This window comes from Nodosilinea nodulosa PCC 7104 (assembly GCF_000309385.1).
GTDB classification, from domain to species: Bacteria; Cyanobacteriota; Cyanobacteriia; order Phormidesmidales; family Phormidesmidaceae; genus Nodosilinea; species Nodosilinea nodulosa.
The window spans coordinates 540,341-560,791 of sequence record NZ_JH976538.1; the positions used below are offsets into that span (position 1 = coordinate 540,341).

The following is a 20,451-nucleotide window of genomic DNA, read 5'->3' on the forward strand; positions in this document are numbered from 1 at the left end:
CCTCTGGCCTCACACCCCCACTTTCGTCAGCCCCAGCAACCCATGCCCCAATCCAACTCATGCCGAATCTGGTTGAGTTGCTCCCCCATCGAGCAGGGGAGATGCCATTTGCCCCGACAGCATTGACTGTCTTTAAACGGCTTACTGAACTCAGACCTCGTACAACCCCAACCCGTAAACCATTTCAATCCAAGCGTTAAGGAGTCATCCCATGCAACCCACCCAGCTTAAGTCCCGTCGGGCTGTTCATCCTGAATGGCTGAACTACCCCGACCAAGGCTTCCTCACCTTTGATCAGGTCTCCAAGAGCTTCCCCACCCCCAAAGGCCCCTACCCCGTACTCGAAAACGTCAACCTCACCATTCAAGAAGGCGAATTTGTCTGCTTCATCGGCCACTCCGGCTGCGGCAAATCCACCCTGCTCAGCCTCGTTTCCGGCTTTCAGCAGGCTACCGGCGGCCATGTCACCCTCAAAGGCCAGCCCATTCTCAAACCCGGCCCCGATCGCATGGTCGTCTTCCAAAACTACGCCCTGCTGCCCTGGCGCACCGTGTTTGAAAACGTCTACCTGGCCGTAAAATCAGTCTGGCCCAATAAACCCGAAGCCCAAAAGCGGGCGATCGTCCGCGACCACCTGGCCATGGTCGGCCTCACCGAAGCGGCGGATAAAAAACCCGACCAGATCTCCGGCGGCATGCGCCAGCGAGTTTCCATCGCCCGCGCCCTGGCCATTCGCCCCGAAGTGCTGATTCTCGACGAACCCTTCGGGGCGCTGGACGCGATCACCAAAGAAGAACTTCAAGAAGAACTGCTGAAGATCTGGAACGAGCACCGCTGCACCGTGCTGATGATCACCCACGACATCGACGAAGCCCTGTTTTTGGCCGATCGCCTGGTGATGATGACCAACGGCCCCGCCGCCACCATCGGCGAGGTGATGGACATTCCCTTTGAGCGGCCCCGCGATCGCGACCAGATCATGGAAGACCCCCAGTACTACCAGCTGCGCAACCACGCCCTCGACTTTCTCTATAATCGCTTTGCCCACGATGAGTGAGTTTAGGATGGCTGAGTCAACGGACTTTTTTGCTGGCCGGGTGGCGGTGCTGGCGACCATGCATCGCAAAGAGGCGGCGATCGCCCCTCAGCTTGAAGCCCAGCTGGGAGTCAGGGTCACCGTGCCGCCGGCCTTTGACACCGATGTGTTTGGCACCTTTACCGGCGACATTAAACGCCCGGCAGACCAACTCACCACCGCCCGGCTCAAGGCCGCCGCCGCCCTCCGGCAAACGGGGGAAACCCTGGCTGTTGCCAGCGAAGGCAGCTTTGGGCCGCATCCGCAGATTCCGTTTGTGGCCTGCGATCGCGAGCTAGTGGTGCTGATCGATCGCCAGCATCAGCTCGAAATCGTGGGCGAGTGCCTGTCCACCGACACCAACTACCGCAGTCAGGCCATCCACAGCCCAGAGGAGGCCCTGGCCTTTGCCGAGGCGGTGGGGTTTCCCCAGCACGGGCTGGTGGTCAAAGACAGCGAGGCCGACAGCATCTTGGGCAAGGGCATCACCGCAGTCGAGACGCTGCTGCCCCTGGTAAAACAGGCCCTTGACCAGTCGCCCGAGCCTAAAATCTACCTTGAAACCGACATGCGAGCGCTCTACAACCCCACCCGCATGGGGGTGATTGCCCAGGCCGCTGAGGACCTGGTGCGGGCGATCGCCCAGGGCTGTCCGGCCTGTAGCTGTCCTGGCTTTAGCGTGGTCAAACAGTTTCCGGGGCTACCCTGTAGCCTCTGTGGTACCCCAACGTTGCTGACCCTGGCACGGCTCCATCGCTGCCAGCGCTGCCAGTTTGAGCAGCGCCTCCCCGGCGACCACGGTTTTTCGGCGGCAGATCCCAGCTATTGCCCCTACTGCAACCCTTAGCCCCACAGGCGTTAGAGAGAGACCATCGATCGGCGTTGAAGGGCATTCGTGTGGGTGAATAGAGTAGGGAGGCCTGACTGAGGACTGTGTTAAAAGGCGAAATTAAAGGGCAAACGGCGGCAGTACCATCGCGATCGCCCGCGCTGCTCGGCTAGACCGCTAGCCAGCATACCGACTTTATCCCGAGCGAAACCCCAATCTGGGGATTGCCCGCCGTTTTTGCTTAACCTCTAGACTGGAAATTGCTGAGCGTGCATTATTCTTTCATCCCCACGAGGTAAACCATGAGCAACTACACCCCCGCCGAGCTGCAAACCCTGGTCAAAGCCCCCATGATGACCGGCCTATCGGTAGCCATGGTTGATCTGGGTATCGTGTCGACGGCCATCGAAGCCGCCGCCATGTCAAAGCAAATTGCTGGGGCTGCCGAGAAATACCCCGCCAACTCCATCATTCAGGCCACCTTCTCAGAGGCGGCGATGAAAAGCGGCGATGTCAAGCTAGACAAGCCCGACATCAAGCCCGAAGACGTCAAATCTGGGGCCATGATCGACCATGCGATCGCAGATATCACAGCCGCCCTGGCCGTCGTCGCAGGCAAAGCCTCAGACACAGAAATAGCCGAGTACAAGCAGTTCATCTACAACTGCGGCACAGCGGTGGCCGAAGCCGCGGGCAGCGGACTATTTGGCTCGGGCAGCAAAGTTAGCGCTGCCGAAGCCGCCGCCCTCGATCGCTTTAAGACCGCCCTGGGCCTCTAGGCGGTAAAGCTGTAGCTAAAACTGACCCCAGGGCAGACAGCCAAGACCGCTCCGTGGGCGACCATTGAGAATTAGCCCAGCATTATTTTTTTGTAAAAGATAATGTTGACTTACAGCAGCTTTATGTTTCTGTGCCACGGTCGAGGATAATCCCCATAGATGGCCCTGGAACGATCCTGGTCCATGCCATCGTTTGCCTGTGAAATTGCCTGTGAAGGAGAGTGTTATGAGTATTACCCGCTGGTTGCGGCGATTGGCCCCCCTGATGGTGTGCCTGGTGCTGCTGGTTACGGCCTGTTCCTCGGCTCCATCGAAATACGATCAGGTGCAAAAAGACACCACTGGTTTTGGTTCCCCAGCGGCGGTGAATAAAAAAGCCGAAAAAGGCGGTACCTTCAACGCCTTTTTCCCCGGCGATCAGGGCAACTACAGCGTCATTCCCTACCAAGAGAAGAAGGGCTTTGCGGAGTACAAACTCGAGCAGGACGGCAAAACCCTCGCCATGCTGACCATCAGCGACACCACCAGCGTGCCAGCGGCGGCAGAAAAGTACAAGGGGGCCACCGAATCCATCAGCGGGTTCCCATCCGTCGAGCAGGGCAGTACCGCCACCGGAGTGCTGGTCAACGATCGCTACCAGGTCAAGGTCCTCTCCCGCGACCCCTCCTTTACCAAAGCAGATCGGGTGAGCTGGCTACAAAAGTTTGACCTCCAGGGGCTGGCCCAGCTAAAAGGAGCGCTGAAGCCCGTCGCCAAACCCACCGCCGCCCTGCCTGAGACCCCCACCGCCGCCACCCCACCCACCGCTCCCGCCGAACCCAAGACCGGCCTTAAGCTACCCAAGGTGCAGCTGCCCGGCCTGTCTCCTAGCCTTCAACCTGCCTCCTAGGGAGTCAGCTTTTCCCACCGCGATGACCTCAACAGCAGAAATCAAGGCAGCCATAAGGAGTAAGTTGTGAGCAAAAAAATCTACGAAATTGTCGACAAGCTCCCCACCGGGGGGCTAACCGTGCGGGCACTCAAAACCCTCGACACCTTTGTGCCCGGCCAGTGGAACAACCTGGTGGGTTTCGACAACACCATCAAAACCGTGACCGGCGAAACCGACGAAGCCATGGTGCAGGCCATTGGCGAACGCGCGATCGCCCTTTTCAACGACAAAAAGCAGGGCTACCAGAGCGCCCTCTGGCTCTACGAAACCGTGGACTCGGCCTCCGGCCTGCTGGGGGCGGCGGCCCTGGCCAACCGCATCGGCCAGGACACCTTTTTGGGCTTTCTCAAAAACCTTTCCCCCAAGCCCGAAAAAGCCCAAACCATCGACCTGGTGGTGAAGCTGGTGGCCGAAGTGGTGGCCTTCTGCAAAATTAGCGGCATCCCCGGCGACAGCCTGGGCGATTTTCTCGCCGCCCTAGGCGACTACAGCAGCGAGTCCCTGGTTCGCATGGCGGCCCTGGTCAGCTTCGACGGCATCATTCCCCTGGGGGCCGACTTTTCCACCAAGGCGCTCAGCGCCATCAAGGGCATGGGGGCCAGCGATCTCGACAACAACCAAACCTTCAAAGGCATCAAAGACGAAATCCCTGGCCACGATTCCAAGTCCAAGCTTTCCTTTATGACCGAGAGCTTCGAGTCTACCAAGGGCTGGATGGACAAGTTTGTGGGCGACCACAACATCACCCAGAGCAAACTGGTGGACAACCTGGGCGGCTTCATCGAAGGCTCTAAGGGTAAGCTTGACTACCTGGGCGCGTTCCTCGACATGTCGGTGAAGTACTACGAGCACACCGGCACCCAAACCCTGGCCCGCCGATTGATCGAGCGCGCCGTCGCCGAGATTTAGCCTGTAGGTCCTAGCAGCAGAATTGAATTGATACGTTTGAAACCCGGCTGAGATTCAGTCGGGCTTTTTTTGCCTGGTTTATAGATTTTCGCGCAATACGGAGAACAAATGAACCTATTGATGAGTAGAATCACCGAATGATAAAGTAATACACATGAACTACTTTGACTGCAATTATGGGTCTCCGCTGCTCAGAACGCCTTATTTACGACTGCTTACGGCGATTATTTGCTCTCAATGGTTATGCTCCTACCATTCGGGAAATTGAGGAAGACTTGAAAATTTCCTCTCGATCCTTTGTTCAAAATCTGCTGGTCAGACTGGAGCAAAAGGGGTACATCGAAAAGCAGCGCGGCAAATCGCGCACGATTCGCCTTGCATGTAGCGAACTGCCCTTAATGGGATTCATTCAGGCAGGTTTTCTTACCGAGCATCCCGAAAGATACTCTGAGCAAGTGTGCCTAGACGGCCAACGCTACCAAGACGGCGACTATGCTCTCACAGTCAGCGGCGACAGCATGATAGATGCCCAAATTTTTGATGGCGATATTGTGGTCATTCGCCCCATAAAAGATCTCTGGGCCATTCACCACGGCCAAATTGCGGTGGTTTGGATCGACGGCGAGGGCACGACGCTCAAACGTGTTTACTACGACGAAGGTGACAATCAGATCACCCTCAAACCCGCTAACCCAGCCCATCCGTCCCGTACCCTAGAACGTTCCCAAGTTGGAGTTCAGGGAATCATGGTGGGCCAACACCGCCATGACGATGGTTTGTGGGTAGCGGTAGAGCACGATTAGGCTCCAGGCTCTGCCCAGGGAAGAATCGACAGCGATCGCATTCCCCCCTCCCCCCGCTGGACCATCCATGCGTCTACTCAGTCCGCCAGTCGGCATCCAGCGATCGCTGCCGCCGCAGAACCACCATATTTGGCCCCACCACCGGGTTGCGAGCCACCACCACACCATCCGGGTCGCGCAGTTGCAGGGTGCCAAACTTCAGCCCCTGGGCCTGGGCCAAAATGTCTTGGGCCACCTCATCTTGCTGCGCTGACAGCAGACCATACCAGGCTTCGGCCACATTTACGCCCAGGGTATTTTCCGGCAGGTTGACCTCTACCGACTGCACCAACCCGGCGCTGTAGGAGCGGCTAATGCGGCTGACCCGATCTTGAATATCGGTGATCAGGCTCTGTTCGGGGGTGGGTTCAACCACGGGCGCGGGGTCCAGGGCCGCAGGTTGTTCGGCCTCTAGGGCAGGCTCGGCAAAGCGATCGCTGGTGTCGGGCGCTGCCGCTGTGGGGCGAGGCCCCGGTTCTGAGGCCACCGCTCGGTCTCCCTGGCCCGAACCCAGGGGGTTCCCCAGAGCCAGCAGCAGCACCAGCAGACCCAGAGCAATGGCCGTGAGAATTTCGTCCGAAAGCTGGCGCTGGAGGTTGGAGGGCAGAAGCGATCGCACCCACCGCAGGCCTTTCTTCCACAGCGTCACGCCCTCGGCCAGCACCAGCAGCAGTTGGTCCACTACACCCAGCTCCTTTGGTTGGTAAGGCATTCCGGTTTCGGCCCAGACATCCTCCGCTGGCGGCACCGATCGCGTGCCCTGGGAGGAAGCACCGGACAGAGAGGGATCTCGATACCTGTCATTGTAGGCAGGCTGCGGTTCAGGTACCGGCACCGACGCGGGTTCTTCGACGTTTTGCAGGTCGCTGTCGGTCCAGGGAGCTGCATCGGGATCGTAGTGGCGACCGTTGGACTGGGCCGAGGCGGCGGCGGCATCAGACCTGAGGGAAGCGCGGTCAAAGCTGGCTCTCCCCTGACCATCGTCGCTACGGGCAGAAGCCACGTTAGGTGTTGCAGACTCAGGCTCCCCAGGCCCAGGATCTACAGAATCAGAATCCACAGCCCCAGCCTCTACAGGCTCTGTCCCCACAGGCTCAGGCTTCACAGGCTCAGGCCCAGCACTAGCGTCCAGCGAGGGGGAAACTGGCTCATCCCCTGGCCCCGTTTCACCACTGTCGCGCGGTGGCGGAATGGGGGGAATTTCCTGGGGAAAGTTGGGATCTTGAGGTCTCATGGGTTAGCCCACCTGGCCATGGCTGCCGATCTGCTGCGGAACAGCCCCGCAGGGCTTGTCCCTCTCAATACTGCCACGTTTCCCCAAAATCTAAGGCCAGACTTTTAGACCAGACCTTCAGACCAGGCCCCGTGTTCAAGCAGGCTTCTCAACGTTTTGGTGCAGAATCAGGCGATTGCCGTCGGGGTCAAAGGCGTAAACTTCGCGTCCGTGGGAGGCCGTGAGGATGGCGCCGGGAGGCGGGCAACCCAGGCGGGTGAGGTGGGCGATCGCAGCTTCCAGACTCGCCACCTCCAGACAAAGGCTCATCGCTCCGCTGCTGGCCCCGGCAAACCGGGCAACCTGGTCAGGCCTGGGCCTAAAAATCGCCAGCCTAAGCCCAGGAAAACGGAACTCAGCATAGCGATCGCGCTGGTAAACCTGAGCCTCCTGCCCCAGCAGAGCACCATAAAAAGACACCAGAGCCTCTAAGTTAAGGCTGGCAATAGTCACAAAAACACCGCCACAGCCCAGAGATCCGTCCGTCAAAGTATCCTTTAACCCAACTGACTATCAAACGCTCAGTACTCCCCCACCCCCCCCATCTCCCCCACCTTCTCCCCTCATCCCCTCATCCCCTCATCCCCTCATCCCCTCATCCCCTCCCTCACTCATCCACTCCCCCACTCTCCCACTCCCCTACTATTCCGAGTCCATCTCCCACTCCGCGGCGTACTGCAACATCAGCGGCGGCAGGTGCAGGTCTTTGGGCGTTTTACAGCGGGCCTCAAAAATCGCCAGAATATCCTTCGCCCCAGGCTTGCCCTTGCTGTTGCCGGTAATGCCGCTGGCGATGACCACTGCGCAGGCTCCGTGGCACTCGCGCTGCCAGGTGTTCCACCGCTCCAGCAGCTTGCGATCGGCGCTGCCGTTGGTTTCGTACTCGGCAAACAGGTGCAGTTCGCCGTCGCCGGTTTGCAGCAGACCCAGCTCAAAGGCCTCGCCGCTAAAGGGGTCGCTGCCGGGGTTAAAGCACACCGCCTGCACCCCCTGGGCCTGCTGGAGCTGTTTGATCAAAATCTTGGCCTTGGGCCGCGATGTCTGAATGAGCACCACCGGCAGGGTCGCAGAATCGACGGGCTTTTCGGCACTTAGGGCTTGATGCTGAAAGGCGATCGCCGGGTCCTGGCGCAGGGTGTTCAGCAGCGATCGCTGAAACTGGGTGAGGATGATGATCGCCCCCTCGGGCACGTAGTCATCGCGCAGCACCGGAAAATTGACCAGGCCAGTGGGGCCGAGACCGTCACTGCCGCCCAGGACTTCGTCGGTTTCAGCGGCGAGTTCTTCGGTTACCTCGGGCAGGGTTCTGACCGTTACCTTCAGCGGGGATGCACTGCTATTTTTCTCGGGGTTGGGAATTTTATAGCTGCCCTTGAGGGCCTTGAGCGGAGGCTTTTCGAGCTGGGCGCGGTAGCGGGTTACAAAGCGGCCAATGGCATCCATCGCCACCAAAAAAGTGGCTCCCTCCTCGTCGGCCAGCTGGCTACGCATGCCCTCCAGGGGGTGGATGCTGCCAAAGTCGGGCTGCACCGCCTCGGGGGCGGCCCCCAGCCAGCTCGTCGGCTGAGACTCCAGATCAAGGGGGTCATCGTCAAATAGCTCAAAGTTGAGATAGAGGCAGTCCTGCTCTAGAAAGGCCTCCTGCATTTGCTTGGGCGACTGCTGCCCCATCAGCACCCGCTGGCGAAACTGCTTCAGCGAATTGAGCGAGCGGTACATCAGCAGGCCGTACTCCACGCCGCCCATGCCCAGCATGGAGACATAGAGCGTTTCAATGTCCCAGGCGTTGATCTCAACGGCCAGCACCTGCTGCTCGTTGAGGGTGTTCCAGGGGGCCAGTTCCCATATCTCCATGGCCTGGCCCAGCATGGCTTCGGCGTAGCGGGGGGGCAGCTCCGCCTCGGTCATCTCGGCGGACTGCTGGAGAGCGTTGAACAGCTCGTCGATCAGGGGCAGCTCGGGGGCGTAATCGATCGCGATGTCGAGGCCCTGGAGCGCACCGCGCAGGTAAAACTGAATCTCGCGATCGCTGACCACAATCTTTTGTGGCCGGGCCGGGGCCAGGTTGCCCTGGGGGGTTTCAATTGCCTGGAGCAGCGTGCGCACCACGGGCTCGTAACCACAGGTGGTAGGCACAATGGTCAGCCCCCGCACCGCACCGTGGCTGCTGTCGACCCAGAGAATGCAGTCGCTGGTTTCGGTATGGCGCTGGCGCAGGCCGCCGTCGTCATCCATCAAACCGCCCACCGAACGGCGATCGCCTTCCCAGACACTGGCTACGCGAGGCAGCCGCTTCAGGCGATCTAAGGTAATGCGGTTCAATCGGGTCATGGGCTAACAGTAACGACGGGTGGAACAGATGTTTGAGCTTCCGCTGGCTAAGGCACGGCTTTGGTCAGCATAGCCAAGTTTAATCACCAACTGCCCACAGCAGCTTAACCGCATGTGCTTTGACTGGCCCCCAGCGATGGGTTATCCCGCTCAACCGACGGCCTTCGCAGGGCAGGGCAGACCAAGGCCCAAGGCGGCTGCTATAAACTATAGAAATTCCTGGCGGCAACAACTAAGGTTTAGCCGCGAAAGTGTTAGATTTCAAAACAATTTGCGCCCATCCTGGTCTAGGAAGGGGTGACTCTGTTTATCATTAGATAACGTGTACTTACATTAAAAGGTTGCAATGGCTCAAGCCACTGAACAAACCCGAGGCATTCTAATGTCGGAAACGGCCCTCCGACACGTTAAGGCGCTCCAGCAGTCCCAGGGCGGCAAAGACCTCTGCCTGCGGGTAGGGGTGCGCCAGGGAGGCTGTTCTGGCATGTCCTACACCATGGATTTTGAAGATCCAGCCAACATCAACGAGCACGACGAAGTCTATGACTACGACGGCTTTCGCGTCATCTGCGACAAAAAGAGCCTGCTCTACCTCTACGGCCTCATGCTCGACTACAGCGATGCGCTGATTGGCGGCGGCTTCCAGTTCACCAACCCCAACGCCGTCCAGACCTGCGGCTGCGGCAAGTCCTTTGGGGCATAGTTGCGGTGTATGGTGCACGGTTCGCTGTAGACCGCAGACCGTAAACCGCATACCCTCTTCTCCATTTGTATCCCGTCTAGCGACCATTCGTGGTTAGCTAGATCTCGGCCATGACATTGATCGACCATGACTCAAACTGTAGAAGCCCTATTTGACGAGGGCATCGAGCGCTACAAGGCGGGCGAAGATCCGGCTGAGCTAATTTCGGTGTTTAAAGAGGTGTGCGATCGCGCCCCCAAGAGCAGCGCCGCCTGGGCTTGCCTGGCCTGGCTGTACCTGCTCACCGATAAGCCAAACTCCGGCCTCAAAGCCGCCCAAAAAGCCGTCAAGCTCAATCCCCAAGATCCCCAGGGTCGGGTCAACCTGGCCGTGGCCATGCTCGATGCGGGCAAGCCTGGCGTGCGCGAGCATGTGGAAATTGCCGCCCAGGTGATGACCGTGGCCGACGACATGCGCGCCGAAGTCATGCAGAGCATTGACGATGGCCTCACCCGCAAGCCCGACTGGAAGAGCCTGGCGCGGGTAAAGCAGTGGTTGGAATAGTGGAAGCCCTAGTGATGTTAGGCGGATCGCCCTGCGCCCCGGCTATCGGTCGTGTGTCTTACACTTACTAGGTAAAGCGCACGACCGTACTGTGTACCCACCAATGAGTAAGCATCCTCTTCTGAAGCTTGAAATCTCAGAATTAAGCATCGCTGAGCGGATCCAACTGGCTGAAGACCTTTGGGATAGTATTCTGGACAATCAAGAGGAACTTTTGCTGAGTGAGGCTCAAGAGCAAGAACTGGATCGACGCTTAGAGCAGTACCAGCACAATCCGACCGCTGGCTCAACCTGGGAAGAGGTGAAGCAACGCCTGGGGTTTGCTCAGTGAGCTACCGTCTCATTATTCGTCCCGAAGCGGAGTTAGATATTCAAGATGCTTTTGAGTGGTACGAAGCCCAAACCCCTGGTTTAGGGTCTGAGTTTATTCGAGCCGTGGATGCTAGCTTGTCAGGCATCGGGCGCAATCCGTTCGGCTATCCTAAGATCTACCAACAAGCGCGGCGAGCGCTCCTACGACGTTTCCCGTACGGATTGCTGTTTGTGGTTGAGCAAGAGCTGATTGCCGTTGTGGCCTGTTTTCATGGCAAACGCAGCCCGAAATCTTGGCAAGACCGACTTTAAATTGCCTGCTGGGAACGGTGCAATTGCCCCCGTGCAACTCGGCTGCTCGTCCTGCCAAACGGCTCTATTGCCCGTACCAAGCCTGCCGCCACTGCTTCATCTGGTCAATTTCGGCCTGCTGGGAGGCGATGATGTCGTCAGCTAAGGCTTTGAGTTCGGGGCGATCGCTCTTTTCCTTCAAATCCTTCGCCATTGCCACTGCCCCCTCGTGGTGGGAAATCATGGCGTCGAGGAAGCGGCGGTCAAACTCGTCGTCGGCCCCGCCCAGATCCATATCCATGCGCATGGAGCTGATCATCGCCTCGTCCATGGGCATGTCGTGCTTCATTTCGGCGTGATACATCATCGGTACGCCCGGGGCGTCGGGGTACCAGGCGGCGCGCCAGGCCTTCATCTGGTCGATTTCAGCCTGCTGAGAGGCCATGATATTTTCTGCCAGCTGGCGGATCTCGGGCCGTTTAGAATTCGTCAGGGCGGCTTCCGCCATCACTAGCGCCCCCTCGTGGTGGGGCGTCATGCCGTCGATAAAGCGCAGGTCATAGGTGGCATCCGCTGGGCCTAAGTCCATCTCGTGGCCGCCATGCATCATGTCGTCTGATGGTGCAGACTGGGTAGTCTGGCCATCGTGCATGGCATCCATAACCTGGCTGCCGCCGCAGGCGGTAAGAGGAACCAGGGCAGCGAGGGCCAACCCAGCAATAACAGATCGATTCATAGCTCTAGCTAGCATCCAAAGGGAGACCGAATGGATAGTCTCTAGCACACAGCCTGGCCCGCAAGATTACCAAGCAGGCTCCAGCGCCTTGACTATATTTATCCATGCAGGATTTAATTAATATTTTGTTACGAAATCGAGAGGAGCGATCGCGCCGTACTGTAAATTTTGTTAACAAAGCCGGGGCTGTTTTATTTCAAATTGTGTCACCTAATCGCCCTAAGCCTTATCTGGCAAGGTTTTCTGATACAAACATGAAAGACATCTTTGATTTTGCTTTCGTTACGAAATATTTCCTATACAATCCCCTAGGACCTGTCTAAGGTGCGTCCCGGTTGATGTGAACCGGCCTCACGCCACTGTCATTCCCTGCCCCAGCCTCAGCCGCGAAAGGAGTTTTACTGCATGTTCACCCACGTCAAGCCCACTGTGCGCCACATTGCCCCCGATGACCTCAACGGGCGGCGTCTGGTTAAGGTGGTCTATGTGGTTCTAGAGCCTCAATACCAGAGCTCTCTGTCCTCGGCCATCCGCTCAATCAACAGCCGCAATTCCCAGGTGGCGTTCGAAGTCAGCGGCTATCTAATCGAGGAGTTGCGCGACGCCAACAACTACGCGGCGTTCAAGCAGGATGTGGCCGAGGCCAATGTCTTCATCGCCTCGCTAATTTTTATCGAAGACCTGGCCGACAAGGTGGTGGAGGCCGTCGCCCCCGTGCGCGACCAGCTCGACGTGGCCGTGTGCTTCCCCTCCATGCCCCAGGTAATGCGCCTCAACAAGATGGGCAGCTTCTCCATGGCGCAGCTGGGCCAGTCGAAGAGCATGATTGGCTCCTTCATGAAAAAGCGCAAGGAGAAGTCCGGCGCGGGCTTCCAGGACGCCATGCTGAAGCTGCTGCGCACCCTGCCCACGGTGCTCAAGTACCTGCCGGTGGAAAAGGCCCAGGACGCCCGCAACTTCATGCTCAGCTTCCAGTACTGGCTGGGCGGCTCGCCCGAGAACCTGGAAAACTTCTTCTTAATGCTGGCCGATCGCTACGTGATCACCGACAGCGCGATCGAGGGGGCACCCCAGGCCGAAAGCATCGACTACGAAGAGCCGGTCACCTACCCCGACATGGGCATCTGGCACCCCATGGCCCCCACCATGTTCGAGGACATCAAAGAGTACCTCAACTGGCACAGCTCCCGCCGCGACATTTCTGAGGATCTGAGGGATCCCCTCGCCCCTACCATTGGCCTGGTGCTGCAGCGCACCCACCTGGTGACGGGCGATGAGGCCCACTACGTGGCCATGGTGCAGGAGTTTGAGTACATGGGGGCAAAGGTGATCCCCGTGTTTGCGGGCGGTCTCGATTTCTCCAAGCCGGTCGATGCCTACTTCTTTGACCCGGTGGATAACACCAAGACCATTGTCGATGCGGTAGTCTCCCTCACCGGCTTTGCCCTGGTGGGTGGCCCGGCGCGGCAGGATCACCCCAAGGCGATCGAAACCCTGAAGCGGCTCAACCGGCCTTACATGGTGGCCCTGCCCCTGGTGTTCCAGACCACCGAGGAGTGGGAAGACAGCGACCTGGGCCTGCACCCAATTCAGGTGGCGCTACAGATGGCAATCCCCGAGCTGGATGGGGCGATCGAGCCGATCGTGCTGTCGGGCCGAGATGGATTAACTGGGCGCGCCATTTCCCTGCAAGACCGGATTGAATCGATTACCCAGCGGGCGATGAAGTGGGCCAACCTGCGCCGCAAGCCCAAGCTCGACAAAAAGCTGGCCATCACCGTGTTCAGCTTTCCTCCCGATAAGGGCAATGTGGGCACCGCCGCCTATCTGGACGTGTTCGGCTCGATCTATAAAGTGCTGGAGGCGATGAAGCAGAACGGCTACGACGTTCAGGATTTGCCCGAGTCGCCGGAAGCGCTGCTCCAGGAAGTCATCCACGACGCCCAGGCCCAGTACAAGAGCCCCGAGCTGAACATCGCCTACCGCATGCCGGTGCGCGAGTATCAGGCCCTGACCCCGTATGCCGAGCGGCTGGAAGAAAACTGGGGTCCCCCGCCGGGCAACCTCAACACCGACGGCGAAAACCTGCTGGTCTACGGCAAGGCCTTTGGCAATGTGTTCATTGGCGTGCAGCCCACCTTTGGCTACGAGGGCGACCCGATGCGGCTGCTGTTCTCCCGCTCGGCCAGCCCCCACCACGGCTTTGCCGCCTACTACACCTTTTTGAACAAAATCTGGGGCGCGGATGCGGTGCTGCACTTTGGCACCCACGGCTCGCTGGAGTTCATGCCCGGTAAGCAGATGGGCATGTCGGGCACCTGCTACCCCGACAACCTGATCGGCAGCATCCCCAACCTCTACTACTACGCCGCCAACAATCCCTCCGAGGCGACCATCGCCAAGCGCCGGGGCTACGCCGAAACCATCAGCTACCTGACTCCCCCCGCTGAGAATGCGGGGTTGTATAAGGGGCTGAAGGAGCTGAGCGAGCTGATCGGCTCCTACCAGAGCAACAAAGAGAGTGGCCGCGCGGTGCAGATCGTCAATGCGATCATCGAAACGGCGCGAATCTGCAACCTGGATCGGGATGTGGAGCTACCCGAAGGGGATACGGGCGAACTTTCCAACGAAGAACGCGACAACCTAGTGGGCAAGATCTACATCAAGCTGATGGAGATCGAGTCGCGGCTGCTGCCCTGCGGGCTGCATGTGGTGGGCAAGCCGCCCACAGCGGAAGAGGCGATCGCCACCTTGGTCAACATCGCCAGCCTCGATCGCGAGGAAGACGGCATGAAGAGCCTCCAGCGCCTGATTGCCGAGAGCATTGGGCGGGATATTGGTGACATTTACGGCAACAGCGATCGCGGCGTCCTGGCCGACGTGCAGCTGCTCTACGACATCAACCAGGGGGTGCGCGCCGCCGTGGCCGCCCTCGTCCACGAGCAGATCGACGCCGAAGGGCGAGTCTCCATGGTGTCGCGGCTGAATTTCCTCAATATTGGCCGCAAAGAACCCTGGATCAAGGCGCTCCACGACGCGGGCTATCCCAAGGTCGATGGCGAAGCGATCAAGCCTCTGATGGAGTACCTGGAATTTTGCCTGGAGCAGATCTGCGCCGACAACGAGCTGGGTGCCCTGCTGCAAGCCCTAGAAGGCGAATACCTGCTTCCCGGCCCCGGCGGCGACCCCATCCGCAACCCCGACGTGCTGCCCACGGGCAAAAACATCCACGCCCTCGATCCCCAGTCCATCCCCACCACGGCGGCGGTACAGTCAGCCAAAATCGTGGTCGATCGCCTGCTAGAGCGCCAGCGGCAGGAAAACAACGGCGCCTACCCCGAAACCATCGCCACCGTGCTCTGGGGCACCGACAACATCAAGACCTATGGCGAATCCCTGGCCCAGATGATGTGGTTTGTCGGCGTCAAGCCCCTGCCCGACTCCCTGGGGCGGGTCAACAAGCTGGAGCTGATTCCCCTCGAAGAGCTGGGTCGGCCCCGGGTTGATATTGTGGTCAACTGTTCTGGGGTGTTCCGCGACCTGTTCATCAACCAGATGGCTCTGCTCGATCGCGCCGTCAAAATGGCCGCCGAAGCCGACGAGCCCCTGGAGATGAACTTCGTCCGCAAGCACGCCCTGGAGCAGGCCGCCGAGATGGGCCTTTCGGTGCGAGAAGCCGCCACCCGCATCTTCTCCAACGCCTCTGGCTCCTACTCCTCCAACATCAACCTGGCGGTGGAGAACAGCACCTGGGAGAACGAGGCCGAACTCCAGGAAATGTACCTGAAGCGCAAATCCTTTGCCTTCAACTCCGACAACCCCGGCGTCATGGACAGCAATCGGGGCCTGTTTGAGTCGGCCCTCAAGACAGCGGAGGCCACCTTCCAAAACCTCGACTCATCGGAAATTTCCCTTACCGATGTGTCGCATTACTTCGACTCAGACCCCACCAAGCTGGTGGCCTCGCTGCGCGAAGACGGCAAAGCCCCGGCGGCCTACATCGCCGACACCACCACCGCCAACGCCCAGGTGCGCACCCTGTCGGAAACAGTGCGGCTGGATGCCCGCACCAAAATGCTCAACCCCAAGTGGTACGAGGGCATGCTCTCCCACGGCTACGAAGGCGTGCGCGAGCTTTCCAAGCGCCTGGTCAACACCATGGGCTGGTCGGCCACCGCTGGCGCAGTGGACAACTGGGTCTACGAAGACGTGAACACCACCTTCATTCAAGACCCGGAGATGTGCAAACGGCTGATGGATCTCAACCCCAACTCTTTCCGCCGCATGGTTTCGACCCTGCTGGAGGTAAACGGGCGCGGCTACTGGGAAACCAGCGACGAAAATCTGGAGAAGCTCCAGGAGCTATATCAGGAAGTTGAAGACCGTATCGAAGGTGTGGAGTAGGCTTCTGCTGAATAGCTAATTGAGAGGGTGCTTTAAAAGTCAGTCAATGGGTAAAAAAGCTCACTCTGTGTAAGTTGCAGATAGAAGTCAGCAACGCCGGAGTGAGACAATGGGTAAAGACTACCCCAGCAACTTAACTTGTTCGCAATACGAGTTGCTGGGTATCTTACTGCCTGATGCCAAACTAGGCGGACGATTTCGCAGCGTGGATCTGTGGGAGGTGTTCAATGCCATGATTTATCTCCTGGTAAAAAGGTGTCGTTGGCGAGCCTTGCCAGGAGACTTTCCGTCATGGCACATGGTGTACACTTCCTTCCGGGCCTGGCGCAAGGACGGTACGTGGGTCGTCATTCATGACCACTTACGCGAGTGGACTCGCCTTGAGCAAGACCGGCATCGCCAGCCCTCCGAGGCCGTCATCGATAGCCAGAGCGTGAAAAGCGCGGCAATGGTGCATGAGGCCGTTGGCTATGATGCCGATACTATGGCATTGGCGGCAAGGTAGAGGCTACGGCGTTAGAAATTCCTCGATTTAGCCCATGCAGATTCAGTTTCCAGAGCAATGGCCGACGACGCCCGCCGAGGCGATCGCCCTTCAGCAAGCCCTCGCGCCCCAGATCTTGCTTGAAGACCGCCTGCCCGACCCCATTCGCTACGTCGCCGGGGTAGATGCGGGGTTTGAGGACGAGGGCACCACCACTCGCGCCGCCGTGGTGGTACTGTCGTATCCCGACCTGGCCCCAGTGGATGAGGTGCTGGTGCGGCAGCCGACCGTCTTTCCCTACGTGCCGGGGCTGCTGTCGTTTCGGGAGGTGCCTGCGGTGCTGGCGGCCCTGGCCCAGCTCAAAACCGAGCCGGATGTGATTCTCTGCGATGGTCAGGGTATAGCGCACCCCCGGCGGCTGGGGATTGCGTCGCATTTGGGGTTGTTGTGCGATCGCCCCACGGTTGGCGTGGCCAAGTCGCGCCTGGTGGGCACCCACACCGAGGTGCCGACCGAAAAAGGGGCCTGGGTACCGCTGAGCGATCGCGGAGAGAGGATTGGAGCCGTACTGCGCAACCGAGCCAACACCAAACCGCTGTACATTTCACCGGGTCACTACACTACGCTGGAAACCGCGATCGACCTGGTGCTGCGATGCACGACCAAATATCGCCTGCCTGAGACTACCCGCTATGCCGATCGCCTGGCGTCTTCCGGTACAGCGCGATCGGCGCTAGGGGAAGTGCAGCAGGGGCGATTGTTTTAATTTTCTTCTTAAAGAAATTTCAAGAAACTACAACTATTTAGCTAAAGTAATTGCAAAGAAATTGGGCATTACATTAGGGGAGAGATGAAAATTTGTTGAAGCAAGATGAGAAATTGATAATACTTGGGCATTATAGAAAGCGTAGTAGGTGCTTCAAAACGCGACTCTTATTATTTATTATGCGAGTTTTTTGGTCTGCAAATGCATTTAATAGACCCATAGAAGGGTAGCGTGAGATGCAGAGTGCCTGGCTTTGTATATTTTGTATATACTTACAAGCGATAAATCTGAACAATGCCCATCACAGCGGATCAAAAAATACTTGTTTTAACTTTTGAGAAATTCACATAGGTAGGAGAAGGAAATGTCTGAAATCGATAGCAACACTGAGATTCAAGTGTCCCATGTATTAGATAGGTACAAGAATCATCTTGAATTTATTGGATACCTTGTTGAAGAAGATGGTGAGACATCAATTTTTGCAAAGCACCATAGAAAGGAAAACCTTCGAATCCTTAAGTTTGGAGGCGATATAGGTGTTTTGGCTAGGTTGACTTATGCTTTTCCTGCTAGATTTAACCTCGATCCAATCCCACTATATATATACGCTAATGATCTTAATAACCAATTTTATTTTATGAAAGCTTGTGTCTCTTCCTTCACTGAAGGTGGATATTTTCTGTGTATGGATTCTGTACTTGAAGGCGGCTATGACAGGAGGAATTTCTCAATTTTTCTAGATAACATTGAGCGAGATCTCAATGTCTTTAACGACTACATTAAGACTAAAGATGTATTTTGTCAGGATGAAGGTGGAGAGAATAGTTAGCAAAAAGCAAGACACTTGATAGGTCTGAAGTATCAATCACCATTAGTTTGGTAGACCATGCTCGTCATATCCCAAGATTTCGTCTGTGCTGCGATTGTCATAGTCAGGTAGGGCAGCGCAGCGCAGCGCAATTTCATTCAGGCGATCGGCTAAGGGGCGCGGCTGCGAAGGGGTTTTGCTGGCCTTGATTTTGGTCAAAGCCTGTTGAAGCGCCATTTTGACCGCATCACTCAGACTTTGCCCAGTTAGTTCAGCCAGTTCCTTTGCCATGCTACGAGCTTGGGGATCGGTGATATCCATGCCCACTAGAAGCCCTGATTAACTAATGGTGCTATTTTACTTCCTCCAGGAAAGTCTCAGTAACACGCTCCTGTTACCGCCCTAGACGGCTTAGTAGACTGCCTGCTTTACGACCCAGTATTTCCATGGGAGAAGGCGCTACCGCCGGGATCTCCACCGGGCGGCTGTCGGGGTCGCGCAGGTAGCGGTAGTAGGCCCAGATATCCCAGTAGGGGCAGCCCGGCTGAATGCGGTAGCCCGCCCAGTGGAGATAATCCAGCGGCTTGTTCACATTGGGATCGCTCAGCGTCATGGCCTGCTGCACAAAGTGGGGACTACCAGCCCAGTTGCCGGGGCCGCCACCGGGCTGGCGCACCAGGTTAAACCGGCGGGCCATGCGCTTGAGAATCAGGTAGTTGATGATCGGCTGGTCGGAGGTTTTTTCGGAGAAGTCAAAGTAGTCGGGGTGGGCGGCGCATTCGGCAAAGGTGTCGTAGAGGTCTTGCTCGCTGACCAGCCCTTTTTTTGACCCCCAAAAGCCGCAGTTGAACATATCCTCTAGTTCGGCGGCGGTGAAGACCCCCTGCTCGACAATGGCGGGGGCAAACACGTTGCGAATGCCGCCCCGGTGCTGGTAGTCGTAGCTGATGAAGTCGTAGTTGTCGAGGTAGTCGAGCACCTTGGCGATCGCGCTAAACACCACCACATCGGTGTCGATGTAGAGAAAGCGATCGAAGGGGCCAAACCAGCAGACCTGCTTGCGAAACTGGTTGGGCCGGGCAAAAAATCCCTCGCCAAAGATGCCGTGCAGATTTTCCGACAACCGCTGAATAAAGGCCAGGCCGGGGTAGACCTCCACGCCGTAGTCGCGGCCCAGCACCGCCGCCACCTGATGGTAGTCGTCGTTGTAGGGAATCAGCATCACCGGAATGCTGGGGTCGTGGGCGCGAATGCTGTTGAGGCAGGCGATCGCATGATCGATCACCTTGTCGTTGGCTGTAATGTAAATGCCGCGCGAAGTCATAGCAATCCTCAGGGGAGCAACTGGGCCAGGGGTTTTAGGTACCGTCGCCAGCCTTGGGGCTTGGCTGTTACCAGTTTGCCCAGCAGAGCCGGGCGGGTCTCAGGACTGTGCAGATAGCGGTAGTGCAAGAACAGGTCGCGGTAGGGCAAATCTATGTTCTCGCCGTTGCAGAGACGGGTGAAGAGTTTGGACGATAGGCCAATATAGTGCAGGTACAGCAGCGGCACGCCTTTGTCGTAGACCCGATGATTCTCAATAGTGAAGTGGCTGGAGGTGACCGAGTTGCCGGTGCGTTGCTCTAGTGGCAGCGTCAGCGCCAGGTTGCAGGAGTTCACTCCGTTCCGCATCACCAGGTAATTGAGAATGGTCTGGTCGGGGGCCATCGGGTACAGCACCGCCGCTTCCCCAGATGTCAGCCAACTTAGGATGTCTTGGCCCCGATCGGGATCAAACAGCCCCCGACGGCTGGCGTAGAACCCCGAACAAAACGCCTGCCGCTGCACCTGCTCCGCCGGAAACAGCTTTTCCATCCAGCCAGAATTCACGTCGTACACGTGACTTAGGTCTTTGTGCTGAAAGTCGTAGGTGACCCAGTCGTAATCATTCAGCGCGTTGAATACCAGGGCCGGATCGCTCAGCAGCAGGGTGTCGGCATCCATATACATGAAGCGATCGCAGGGGCCGTCGAAGGCACAGAAGCGGCGGTGAGTGCCCATGCGGTGCACGCCCGCACTGCCGATCGCATCCCACTGCTGCCGGGCCGTGGGATGGGTGGCCCAAATTTGCGCCACCCAGGCATCCCATCGCTGAATGGCGGCGGCGTTTTCGTAGAGGGTGACATTGGGCCGCGATCGCACCAGTTCCCGCAGCCGATCCACCCGATCGTCGTAGGGGTAGATGCACACCGGCATCCCTGGGGCGAAGACCTCGATGCTGTTGATCAGGGCAACGATTTGGTCATAGACGCGATCGTTGCCGAGGGTACAAATGCCGTCCATAGCGCTGTCTGACTGCCTATCGTTGGTTGGTACAAAGCTCTACAGAGAAGTTGCCCATTCCCCAGCCCGAAGTGCAAGAGAGACCTGTTCTTTTCAAAAAAAGGGGTTTTTGG

The 20,451-nt window shown here is 58.0% G+C and carries 20 protein-coding genes and 1 pseudogene; 14 read left to right on the top strand and 7 right to left on the bottom strand.

Features of this window, described 5'->3' with window-relative positions:
* Window positions 1–211 precede the first annotated feature (211 nt).
* The 6 genes from LEPTO7104_RS0130675 (at window position 212) to lexA (ending at window position 5,326) form a co-directional block, all read left to right on the top strand.
* Entirely contained in the window at window positions 212–1,057 is an 846-nt protein-coding gene (locus tag LEPTO7104_RS0130675; protein WP_017302394.1) for a nitrate ABC transporter ATP-binding protein, read from the top strand.
* A gap of 7 nt (window positions 1,058–1,064) precedes the next feature.
* Window positions 1,065–1,922: a DUF6671 family protein gene (locus LEPTO7104_RS0130680; RefSeq protein ID WP_017302395.1), complete on the top strand. Its 858-nt coding sequence runs from the start codon at window positions 1,065–1,067 to the stop codon at window positions 1,920–1,922.
* A gap of 284 nt (window positions 1,923–2,206) precedes the next feature.
* Window positions 2,207–2,683 carry a hypothetical protein gene (locus tag LEPTO7104_RS0130685; RefSeq protein WP_017302396.1) on the top strand — a complete coding sequence of 159 codons (477 nt, stop codon included), beginning with the start codon at window positions 2,207–2,209 and terminating at the stop codon, window positions 2,681–2,683.
* A 226-nt stretch (window positions 2,684–2,909) separates the two neighbouring features.
* Window positions 2,910–3,572 (top strand): hypothetical protein, encoded by a 663-nt coding sequence (locus tag LEPTO7104_RS0130690; RefSeq protein ID WP_017302397.1) that lies wholly within the window; start codon window positions 2,910–2,912, stop codon window positions 3,570–3,572.
* Window positions 3,573–3,638: 66 nt separating this feature from the next.
* Complete coding sequence (locus LEPTO7104_RS0130695) at window positions 3,639–4,523, top strand: hypothetical protein (RefSeq protein ID WP_017302398.1); 885 nt, start codon at window positions 3,639–3,641, stop codon at window positions 4,521–4,523.
* Window positions 4,524–4,699: 176 nt separating this feature from the next.
* Window positions 4,700–5,326, top strand: a complete 627-nt coding sequence (gene lexA, locus LEPTO7104_RS36355) for a transcriptional repressor LexA (RefSeq protein ID WP_017302399.1) — start codon at window positions 4,700–4,702, stop codon at window positions 5,324–5,326.
* 73 nt (window positions 5,327–5,399) lie between these two features.
* On the opposite strand, the gene LEPTO7104_RS0130705 is transcribed toward lexA, so the two are convergent.
* From LEPTO7104_RS0130705 to LEPTO7104_RS0130715, 3 genes are all read right to left on the bottom strand, one after another.
* Entirely contained in the window at window positions 5,400–6,599 is a 1,200-nt protein-coding gene (locus tag LEPTO7104_RS0130705) for a hypothetical protein (protein ID WP_155524020.1), read from the bottom strand.
* A gap of 135 nt (window positions 6,600–6,734) precedes the next feature.
* Entirely contained in the window at window positions 6,735–7,127 is a 393-nt protein-coding gene (locus LEPTO7104_RS0130710) for a VOC family protein (protein WP_225887126.1), read from the bottom strand.
* Window positions 7,128–7,280: 153 nt separating this feature from the next.
* A complete protein-coding gene (locus tag LEPTO7104_RS0130715; protein ID WP_017302402.1) occupies window positions 7,281–8,969 on the bottom strand; it encodes a DUF6930 domain-containing protein in 1,689 nt (562 codons plus the stop codon).
* 346 nt (window positions 8,970–9,315) lie between these two features.
* On the opposite strand from LEPTO7104_RS0130715, the gene LEPTO7104_RS0130720 reads away from it, so the two are divergent.
* From LEPTO7104_RS0130720 to LEPTO7104_RS0130735, 4 genes are all read left to right on the top strand, one after another.
* Complete coding sequence (locus LEPTO7104_RS0130720) at window positions 9,316–9,672, top strand: HesB/IscA family protein (RefSeq protein ID WP_017302403.1); 357 nt, start codon at window positions 9,316–9,318, stop codon at window positions 9,670–9,672.
* A 126-nt stretch (window positions 9,673–9,798) separates the two neighbouring features.
* Complete coding sequence (locus LEPTO7104_RS0130725; RefSeq protein WP_017302404.1) at window positions 9,799–10,215, top strand: tetratricopeptide repeat protein; 417 nt, start codon at window positions 9,799–9,801, stop codon at window positions 10,213–10,215.
* A 103-nt stretch (window positions 10,216–10,318) separates the two neighbouring features.
* Window positions 10,319–10,546, top strand: coding sequence for an addiction module protein (locus LEPTO7104_RS0130730; protein WP_017302405.1), 228 nt, complete (start codon window positions 10,319–10,321; stop codon window positions 10,544–10,546).
* The gene (locus LEPTO7104_RS0130735) at window positions 10,543–10,839 is read left to right on the top strand and encodes a type II toxin-antitoxin system RelE/ParE family toxin (RefSeq protein WP_017302406.1); all 297 of its coding nucleotides are present in this window, start codon (window positions 10,543–10,545) and stop codon (window positions 10,837–10,839) included. The genes LEPTO7104_RS0130730 and LEPTO7104_RS0130735 overlap by 4 nt, the downstream gene beginning before the upstream one ends.
* Before the next feature lie 64 nt (window positions 10,840–10,903).
* Here LEPTO7104_RS0130735 and LEPTO7104_RS0130740 read toward each other — a convergent pair whose 3' ends face one another.
* Window positions 10,904–11,554, bottom strand: coding sequence for a DUF305 domain-containing protein (locus tag LEPTO7104_RS0130740; RefSeq protein WP_017302407.1), 651 nt, complete (start codon window positions 11,552–11,554; stop codon window positions 10,904–10,906).
* Window positions 11,555–11,959: 405 nt separating this feature from the next.
* On the opposite strand from LEPTO7104_RS0130740, the gene LEPTO7104_RS0130745 reads away from it, so the two are divergent.
* From LEPTO7104_RS0130745 to LEPTO7104_RS36365, 4 genes and pseudogenes are all read left to right on the top strand, one after another.
* Window positions 11,960–15,958 carry a magnesium chelatase subunit H gene (locus LEPTO7104_RS0130745; RefSeq protein ID WP_017302408.1) on the top strand — a complete coding sequence of 1,333 codons (3,999 nt, stop codon included), beginning with the start codon at window positions 11,960–11,962 and terminating at the stop codon, window positions 15,956–15,958.
* 109 nt (window positions 15,959–16,067) lie between these two features.
* A pseudogene (locus tag LEPTO7104_RS36360) lies at window positions 16,068–16,433 on the top strand (transposase); the annotation flags it as partial.
* A 64-nt stretch (window positions 16,434–16,497) separates the two neighbouring features.
* The gene (nfi, locus tag LEPTO7104_RS0130755; RefSeq protein ID WP_017302410.1) at window positions 16,498–17,208 is read left to right on the top strand and encodes a deoxyribonuclease V; all 711 of its coding nucleotides are present in this window, start codon (window positions 16,498–16,500) and stop codon (window positions 17,206–17,208) included.
* A 364-nt stretch (window positions 17,209–17,572) separates the two neighbouring features.
* Window positions 17,573–18,037, top strand: coding sequence for a type III secretion system chaperone family protein (locus LEPTO7104_RS36365; protein WP_017302411.1), 465 nt, complete (start codon window positions 17,573–17,575; stop codon window positions 18,035–18,037).
* A gap of 42 nt (window positions 18,038–18,079) precedes the next feature.
* Here LEPTO7104_RS36365 and LEPTO7104_RS0130765 read toward each other — a convergent pair whose 3' ends face one another.
* From LEPTO7104_RS0130765 to LEPTO7104_RS0130775, 3 genes are all read right to left on the bottom strand, one after another.
* Complete coding sequence (locus LEPTO7104_RS0130765) at window positions 18,080–18,337, bottom strand: type II toxin-antitoxin system VapB family antitoxin (protein WP_017302412.1); 258 nt, start codon at window positions 18,335–18,337, stop codon at window positions 18,080–18,082.
* A 73-nt stretch (window positions 18,338–18,410) separates the two neighbouring features.
* Complete coding sequence (locus tag LEPTO7104_RS0130770) at window positions 18,411–19,340, bottom strand: Npun_R2821/Npun_R2822 family protein (protein ID WP_017302413.1); 930 nt, start codon at window positions 19,338–19,340, stop codon at window positions 18,411–18,413.
* Window positions 19,341–19,348: 8 nt separating this feature from the next.
* On the bottom strand, window positions 19,349–20,338 hold the full coding sequence (locus tag LEPTO7104_RS0130775) for an Npun_R2821/Npun_R2822 family protein (RefSeq protein WP_017302414.1): 990 nt from the start codon (window positions 20,336–20,338) through the stop codon (window positions 19,349–19,351).
* Window positions 20,339–20,451: the final 113 nt, after the last annotated feature.

Bases quoted from the DNA above. Each gene is read 5' to 3' on its own strand.
- LEPTO7104_RS0130675 (WP_017302394.1), top strand. From the start codon at position 212: ATGCAACCCACCCAGCTTAAGTCCCGTCGGGCTGTTCATCCTGAATGG.
- LEPTO7104_RS0130680 (WP_017302395.1), top strand. From the start codon at position 1,065: ATGGCTGAGTCAACGGACTTTTTTGCTGGCCGGGTGGCGGTGCTGGCG.
- LEPTO7104_RS0130685 (WP_017302396.1), top strand. From the start codon at position 2,207: ATGAGCAACTACACCCCCGCCGAGCTGCAAACCCTGGTCAAAGCCCCC.
- LEPTO7104_RS0130690 (WP_017302397.1), top strand. From the start codon at position 2,910: ATGAGTATTACCCGCTGGTTGCGGCGATTGGCCCCCCTGATGGTGTGC.
- lexA (WP_017302399.1), top strand. From the start codon at position 4,700: ATGGGTCTCCGCTGCTCAGAACGCCTTATTTACGACTGCTTACGGCGA.
- LEPTO7104_RS0130705 (WP_155524020.1), bottom strand. From the start codon at position 6,599: ATGAGACCTCAAGATCCCAACTTTCCCCAGGAAATTCCCCCCATTCCG.
- LEPTO7104_RS0130715 (WP_017302402.1), bottom strand. From the start codon at position 8,969: ATGACCCGATTGAACCGCATTACCTTAGATCGCCTGAAGCGGCTGCCT.
- LEPTO7104_RS0130720 (WP_017302403.1), top strand. From the start codon at position 9,316: ATGGCTCAAGCCACTGAACAAACCCGAGGCATTCTAATGTCGGAAACG.
- LEPTO7104_RS0130725 (WP_017302404.1), top strand. From the start codon at position 9,799: ATGACTCAAACTGTAGAAGCCCTATTTGACGAGGGCATCGAGCGCTAC.
- LEPTO7104_RS0130730 (WP_017302405.1), top strand. From the start codon at position 10,319: ATGAGTAAGCATCCTCTTCTGAAGCTTGAAATCTCAGAATTAAGCATC.
- LEPTO7104_RS0130740 (WP_017302407.1), bottom strand. From the start codon at position 11,554: ATGAATCGATCTGTTATTGCTGGGTTGGCCCTCGCTGCCCTGGTTCCT.
- LEPTO7104_RS0130745 (WP_017302408.1), top strand. From the start codon at position 11,960: ATGTTCACCCACGTCAAGCCCACTGTGCGCCACATTGCCCCCGATGAC.
- nfi (WP_017302410.1), top strand. From the start codon at position 16,498: ATGCAGATTCAGTTTCCAGAGCAATGGCCGACGACGCCCGCCGAGGCG.
- LEPTO7104_RS36365 (WP_017302411.1), top strand. From the start codon at position 17,573: ATGTCTGAAATCGATAGCAACACTGAGATTCAAGTGTCCCATGTATTA.
- LEPTO7104_RS0130765 (WP_017302412.1), bottom strand. From the start codon at position 18,337: ATGGATATCACCGATCCCCAAGCTCGTAGCATGGCAAAGGAACTGGCT.
- LEPTO7104_RS0130770 (WP_017302413.1), bottom strand. From the start codon at position 19,340: ATGACTTCGCGCGGCATTTACATTACAGCCAACGACAAGGTGATCGAT.
- LEPTO7104_RS0130775 (WP_017302414.1), bottom strand. From the start codon at position 20,338: ATGGACGGCATTTGTACCCTCGGCAACGATCGCGTCTATGACCAAATC.